A 7,281-nucleotide genomic window follows, 5' to 3' on the forward strand; every position below is an offset into this window, starting at 1 on the left:
AGGTGAGAGAATGGGGAATTTAAAACTGCATCCTACTAAGTTAAAAGGAAAAGTTACCATACCACCATCTAAAAGTATGGCTCATAGAGCAGTGATTTGTGCAGCTTTAGGGGATGGAGTAAGTAAGATAGAAAATATAGATTATTCGGATGATATTATTGCAACTATAAATGCTATGGTTTCACTAGGAGCTAAAATAACTAAAAATGAAGATCATCTTGAGATCATAGGGTTAAAATCAGAACAAGGACAAAAAAATATAGAGTATCAAAGGGTTATTGATTGTAATGAATCAGGATCGACATTAAGATTTTTAGTTCCTATTGCAGCTTTATTTGAAGGGTGTAATAGATTTATTGGAAGAGGTAATTTAGGTAAAAGGCCATTAGACACATATTATGATATATTTGATAAGCAAGATATAAAATATTGTTATAGTAAAGATACTCTTGATTTAAATACTGAAGGGAAACTTAAACCTGGGGAATTTGAATTAAAGGGCAATATAAGTTCTCAATTTATAACAGGATTATTATTTGCACTTCCACTTTTAGATGGAGATTCAAAAATTATAATAACCACAGAATTAGAATCTAAGGGTTATATTGATTTAACTTTAAGTGCTATGAGGGATTTTGGAATTGAAATTATAAATAATGATTATAAGAGTTTTGAAATAATGGGAAATCAAACATATAAGAGTAGAAATTATAGGGTTGAAGGAGACTACTCACAAGCTGCCTTCTTTTTAGTAGGGGATGTACTTTCAAACAATATAATTATAGATGGTTTAAAATTAGATTCACTTCAAGGTGATAAGGAAGTTATAGATATATTGGAAAGAATGGGTATGAAATTAATTAAATATAGTGATGGTATATTAGGCAAAACAGATAGAAACCTAAAGTCGACTATAATTGATGCCTCTCAATGTCCAGATATAATACCTGTAATTTCTTTAGCTGCAAGTTTAAGTGAAGGAACAACTGAGATAATAAATGCTGGAAGATTAAGAATTAAAGAATGTGATAGATTAACTGCTGTTAGAAGCGAATTAAATAAACTAGGAGCTAATATAACAGAAAAAGAAGATGGATTAATAATTAATGGGGTTAAAAAATTAAAAGGTGGAACTAATGTATGGAGCCACAAAGACCATAGAATAGCAATGACTTTAGCTATAGCATCTACAGTATGTGAAGAACCTATTATTCTTGAAGATTATGAATGTGTTTCAAAATCATATCCAAAATTCTTTGATGATTTTAAAGTGTTGGGAGGAAAGTTTGATGAGTGGAATGTGGGGAAATAAATTAAAGATATCAATATTTGGTGAATCTCATGGTAATGCAATAGGCATTACAATAGATGGACTTCCAACAGGATTTGAAATAAATATGGAAAACATATTAGAAGAAATGTCAAGAAGAGCACCAGGAAAAAGTAAACTTTCTACAGCTAGAAAAGAAAGTGATAAACCTGAAATACTTAGTGGTTTTTTTGAAGGGAAGACAACAGGAACTCCATTATGTGCGATTATTAGAAATTCAGATATGCACTCAAAGGATTATGGAAAACTTAAAAGTGTAATGAGGCCAGGCCATGCAGATTATAGTGGAAATATTAGATATAATGGATTTAATGATTATAGAGGTGGAGGACATTTTTCTGGAAGAATTACAGCACCTTTGGTATTTGCAGGTTCCATATGTAAGCAGATTTTAGAAAGCAAAGATATATACGTTACTTCTCATGTTAAAAGAATAGGAAAAGTTGAAGATAAAGATTTTAGTGAAGTAAAGTTAAATAAAGATATTATATCTGAATTAAGAAATGAAGAATTACCTTTATTAATTAAAGATAATGAAGAAAAAATGAGAAATGAAATACTTGAGGCAAAAAAAGATGGAGATTCAGTTGGAGGAATAATTGAATGTGGAATTATAGGAATACAAGCTGGAATAGGGGATCCGTTCTTTGATTCAGTAGAATCTACATTAGCACATTTATTATTTTCAGTACCTGCAGTTAAAGGGGTAGAATTTGGAAAAGGATTTGAAATGGCTTCTCTTAGAGGATCAGAGTGTAATGATGAATATTATTATGATAGGGAAGAGGTAAAGACATATACTAATAATAATGGTGGAATTCTAGGCGGAATCACAAATGGAATGCCAATATTATTTAAAACAGTTATAAAACCGACGCCATCAATAGCAAAAGAGCAAAAAAGTATAAATATATCTGAAAAGAAGGATGAAAGTCTTAAAATTGAAGGAAGACATGATCCATGTATAGTTCAAAGAGCTGTACCTGTAATTGAGAGTGTAGCAGCGATTGGATTGCTTGATTTAATACTTTAAATATAGGAAATTAAACATATAATGGTTAAGAATAGAATGTGGATAGTTAAGTGGAAAATTCTTATTTAAATTTTAGATTATGTTTTAAAATATATTATTTTAAAAAGTTTTAAGGTTTTCAAGCACAATTATTTATTGTTAACTGTAAATTGTAAATTAATAATAAGGGGAGAGCGGGAGATGGAAGGATTAGATGATTATAGAAAGAGTATAGATGAAATAGACAAAGAGATCATAGAATTATTTGAAAAGAGAATGGATGTAGTTCTTAAAATTGGAGAATATAAAAAGAAAAATAACTTACCTGTTTTTAATAAGCAAAGAGAAGAGCAAGTAGTTGAAAAAAATTTAAAGCATCTTAAAAATAAAGATTATCTTGAAGAAACAAGAACCTTTTTTTATAGATTAATGAAAACTTCAAGAGAGCTTCAAGTTAGAAAAATAAATGAGGAAGAATTAGAAAAAGATTTAGATATAGAAGAAGAGAATATTAAAATTAAAGATAGTATTGGATTTTATGGTGTAAAAGGTTCTTTTACAGAAGAGGCTATGATTAAATATTTTGGAAAGAAAAATAACGCAAAGGCTTATGAAGAATTTGAAGATGTATTTTTAGCAGTTCAAAAAGGGGATATTCGTTATGGAGTACTTCCTATAGAAAATTCTTCAACTGGCGCTATTTCAGATGTTTATGATTTTTTATATAAGTATGGATTTTATATAACAGGAGAAGTTTGTATAAAAATAAATCAAAATTTACTTGGTATTAAAGGAACAACAGTAGATGAAATAAAAGAAGTATATTCTCATCCACAAGGATTTAAACAAACATCTGAATTTTTAAAAAAAAATTCAGATTGGAAGTTAAGTCCTTTCCATAGTACAGCAACAAGTGCTAAATTAATTAAAGATTTAAATGATAACTCAAAGGCTGCTATTGCAAGCAAAAGAGTTGCAGAAATATATGGTTTAGAAGTACTTTCAGCTAATATAAATAATCAAGATGAAAATTTTACAAGGTTTATAATTATAGGAAAAGAACTTAGAAAAGATAAAAATGCAGATAAAGTAAGTGTAGTATTTTCACTTGAAGATAAGGCAGGAACATTATATAAATTATTAAGATATTTTGCAGAAAATAATATAAATATGATAAAAATAGAATCAAGACCAATGAAGCAAGGGCCTTGGAAGTACTTTTTATATGTTGATTTTGAAGGAAATCTATTTAATGAAGAAGTAACTAAAGCGTTAGCATTAATTGAGCAAAGTAGTGCATACTTTAAGCTTTTAGGAGCTTATAGAAAAGAGTGATCAATATTTTAAATATTGATATTGTAGAATAAAGCAAATTTCAATGCTAGTTTGCCATTATACTAAAATATCAATAATAGCTTAAAATATAGACAAAAATTAAATATTGTTAGGGGTGAGTCCTTTGGAGTTTTATGGAGTATTAGGAGAAAAGTTACCACATACTATTTCACCAATGATTAATAATAAAATTTTTTATTTATTGGGAATTGAAGCTGCTTATAAGAAGTTTGAAGTAGAGAAGAAAGATTTAGAAAAATTTATAGATGGCTTAAGAGTTCTGAAAATAAAAGGAACAAATGTAACGATTCCTTATAAAGAAGAAGTTATAAAATATTTAGATTATGTATCACCACAAGCAGAAAAAATAAAAGCAGTGAATACTATTTTATTAAAGGATAATAAATTGTATGGATATAATACAGATTATTATGGTTTTGAAAGTATATTAATTAAAAATAATATTAAAACCAAAGGTGAAACTGCTATGGTACTCGGAAGTGGAGGAGCATCTAAAGCTGTCATTACTTTATTATTAGATAAGGAAATAAAAAAGATATATTTAGTATCTAGAAACAAAAAAGTTAATCCTGAATATGAAGATTCAAGAGTTGAATATATGACTTATTCAGAAATTGATAATATAAAAGGAAGTATTTTAATAAATACTACTCCTTTAGGAATGCATCCTAAAGTTGATGTATCAGTTGTGGGTGAAACTATTATTAATAATTTTGATACACTAATTGACCTGATATACAATCCAAAAGAAACTGAGTTTTTAAAGATAGGAAAAAAACTAAATAAAAAAGTTTGTGGAGGACTTGAAATGTTAATTGGTCAAGCTATTAAATCAGAAGAAATTTGGAATGATATATCTATAAGCGATGAAATAACAAATCAAGTAAATTTATATATTGATAAACACTTTAAATAGAGAGGTTGCATTATGAAGAATAGAATAGTTATTATAGGTATGCCAGGGTGTGGTAAAACAACTATTGGAAGAATGTTAGCAGAAGAATTATCAATGAAATTTTATGATATGGATGAATATATTGAAAATATGACATCTAAAACTATTAGTGAGCTTTTTGAAAAAGGAGAAAATCACTTTAGGAATAAAGAAACACTAGCCTGTAGGCAACTTGTAAGATATAATAATATATTAATTTCTACAGGTGGAGGAATTATAAAAAGGAATATAAATATTGATATTTTAAAAGAAGAGGCTTTAATAATTTTTCTTGATAGACCTATTGAAAAAATTATTTCAGATATAGATATATCTAAAAGACCACTTTTAAAAGAAGGAAAAGAAAAGTTATTAAAACTATATGAGCAAAGGTATGAGCTTTATAAAAAAGCAGCAGATGAAATTATTCTAAATGATGGTAACATAGAAGACGTAATAATTAAATTTAAAGATATAATAAATGAAAATATTAATTTAGATTAAGATTATGTTTTAAATAAATATTTTAATATATACTTAAATAAAAATAATTTTATAATGTAGAACAGTAGAATAGTAGAAATTTTAAAAGATTTAGGTACAGGAAAGAAGATAATAGCTCAAATGTATATTGATTTATTATTTTTGAAATGTGACTTAAGAAGTATAGGAGGAATTAAAAATGATAATTGTTATGAAACCAAAATCAACTGAAACTGAGGTAAGAAAAGTAAAGGCGATAGTAGAGTCTAAGGGACTAGAAATTAATTTATCTAAAGGAGCTACTAATTATATATTAGGGGTAATAGGTGATACATCTATAATAGACCCTAAAAAATTATTAGCCTTTTCAGGTGTAGATAAAGTGGTAAAGGTTCAAGAACCTTTTAAGAAAGCTAATAGATTATTTAAGCCAGAGAATACTGTGGTAAAAGTTCAAAACTCAATTATTGGAGGAAAAAATTTAGGAATAATAGCAGGGCCATGCTCTGTTGAAAGTGAAGAACAAATTGTTGAAATTGCAAAGAAGGTAAAAAATGCAGGAGCAAATTTCTTAAGAGGAGGAGCATTTAAGCCTAGAACTTCACCTTACAGTTTCCAAGGATTAGAGCTTGATGGACTAGAATTATTAAAAACTGCAAAACAGGAAACAGGTCTTCCAATAGTGACTGAACTTATGTCTACAGATTATATAGATAAGTTTGTTGAGGATGTAGATGTTATACAAATAGGTGCTAGAAATATGCAAAATTTTGACTTATTAAAACAAATTGGAAGAACTAATACACCTATTTTATTAAAAAGAGGATTATCTGCAACAATAGAAGAATGGCTTATGTCAGCTGAATATATAATGTCTGAAGGAAATGAAAATGTAATTCTTTGTGAAAGAGGAATTAGAACATTTGAGACTTACACTAGAAATACTTTAGATTTACAAGCGGTTCCAGCTATTAAAAAGTTATCTCATCTACCTATTATTATTGATCCAAGTCATGCTGGTGGATATGCTTACTTAGTAGAACCTATGGCTAAAGCCTCAGTTATAGCAGGTGCGGATGGACTTATGATAGAAGTTCATAATGATCCAGAAAATGCATTAAGTGATGGCCAACAATCAATTAGACCAGAAGAATTTAAAACTTTAATGGATAAAGTTAAAATAGTAGCTGAGATGGAAGGTAAAGAAGTTTAAGCTTCTTAAGGTGAAAGAATATGAGAGTAGTAGTGGTTGGTCTTGGAGTTATTGGTGGTTCATTTGCGATGGCATTGAAAGAATGTGGTTATGAAGATGTTTATGGGATAGATGTAGATAGAGAAACATTAATAAAAGCTAAAAATCTTCAATTAATAAAAGATGGCTTTGTTGATGGAAAAGAAATTTTAAAAACAGCAGATTTAGTTGTAATTTCAATCTATCCTAAGCTTGTTAAGCAGTTTATTATAAGCAACATAGATAATTTTAAAGATGGAGCAATAATTACTGATGCTACTGGTATTAAAAAAATGTTTATTCAAGATATAATAGATGTACTTCCAGAAAATATAGATTTTATTTTTGGTCATCCTATGGCTGGAAGGGAGAAAAAAGGGATAGATTTTGCTACAAATGATGTGTTTAAAGGAGCAAACTATATTTTAACCCCTATTAAGAGAAATAAAGAAGAAAATTTAAAACTTATAGAAAGTTTAGCTTATAAAATAGGTTTTAAAAGAGTTAAAAGAATAACTCCAGAATATCATGATGAGATGATAGGTTTTACAAGTCAGCTTCCTCATGCTTTAGCTGTAGCTTTAATTAATAGTGATATAGAAGGAAGAGATACGGGAAGTTTCATTGGGGATAGTTATAGAGATTTAACTAGAATAGCTAACATAAACGAAAATTTATGGAGTGAACTTTTCTTAGGAAATAAAGAAAATTTATTAAAGTGTATAGAGTCATTTGAAATAGAACTAGATAAATTAAAAGATGCTATAAGAGATGAGGATAAAGAATCCTTGAAAAAATTATTTATAAAATCAACTAAGAGGCGTGAAAAATTATAGACATAATAGGGCTATCGCATTTTGATACATCCCTTGTCAAGTAGACAAGAAAAATAATTAAATTCAAGGTTGTAATATAACCAGCATTCGAGAGAGTGC

Annotated in this window: 7 protein-coding genes; all 7 read left to right on the plus strand. The window is 28.1% G+C overall.

Annotated elements, in window-relative coordinates:
* Positions 1-10: 10 nt before the first annotated feature.
* Positions 11-1,312, plus strand: a complete 1,302-nt coding sequence (aroA, locus tag KYD98_RS12100; RefSeq protein ID WP_219780296.1) for a 3-phosphoshikimate 1-carboxyvinyltransferase — start codon at positions 11-13, stop codon at positions 1,310-1,312.
* Positions 1,290-2,363, plus strand: a complete 1,074-nt coding sequence (gene aroC, locus KYD98_RS12105) for a chorismate synthase (protein WP_219780297.1) — start codon at positions 1,290-1,292, stop codon at positions 2,361-2,363. Before aroA ends, aroC begins: the two co-directional genes overlap by 23 nt.
* A 180-nt stretch (positions 2,364-2,543) precedes the next feature.
* Complete coding sequence (gene pheA, locus KYD98_RS12110) at positions 2,544-3,677, plus strand: prephenate dehydratase (protein WP_219780298.1); 1,134 nt, start codon at positions 2,544-2,546, stop codon at positions 3,675-3,677.
* 124 nt (positions 3,678-3,801) lie between these two features.
* On the plus strand, positions 3,802-4,614 hold the full coding sequence (gene aroE / locus KYD98_RS12115) for a shikimate dehydrogenase (protein WP_219780299.1): 813 nt from the start codon (positions 3,802-3,804) through the stop codon (positions 4,612-4,614).
* A gap of 12 nt (positions 4,615-4,626) precedes the next feature.
* Entirely contained in the window at positions 4,627-5,136 is a 510-nt protein-coding gene (locus tag KYD98_RS12120; RefSeq protein ID WP_219780300.1) for a shikimate kinase, read from the plus strand.
* Between the two features lie 178 nt (positions 5,137-5,314).
* The gene (aroF, locus tag KYD98_RS12125; RefSeq protein WP_219780301.1) at positions 5,315-6,328 is read left to right on the plus strand and encodes a 3-deoxy-7-phosphoheptulonate synthase; all 1,014 of its coding nucleotides are present in this window, start codon (positions 5,315-5,317) and stop codon (positions 6,326-6,328) included.
* Between the two features lie 20 nt (positions 6,329-6,348).
* On the plus strand, positions 6,349-7,182 hold the full coding sequence (locus tag KYD98_RS12130) for a prephenate dehydrogenase (RefSeq protein WP_219780302.1): 834 nt from the start codon (positions 6,349-6,351) through the stop codon (positions 7,180-7,182).
* Positions 7,183-7,281: the final 99 nt, after the last annotated feature.

Source organism: Clostridium weizhouense, assembly GCF_019431045.1.
GTDB classification, from domain to species: Bacteria; Bacillota; Clostridia; order Clostridiales; family Clostridiaceae; genus Clostridium; species Clostridium weizhouense.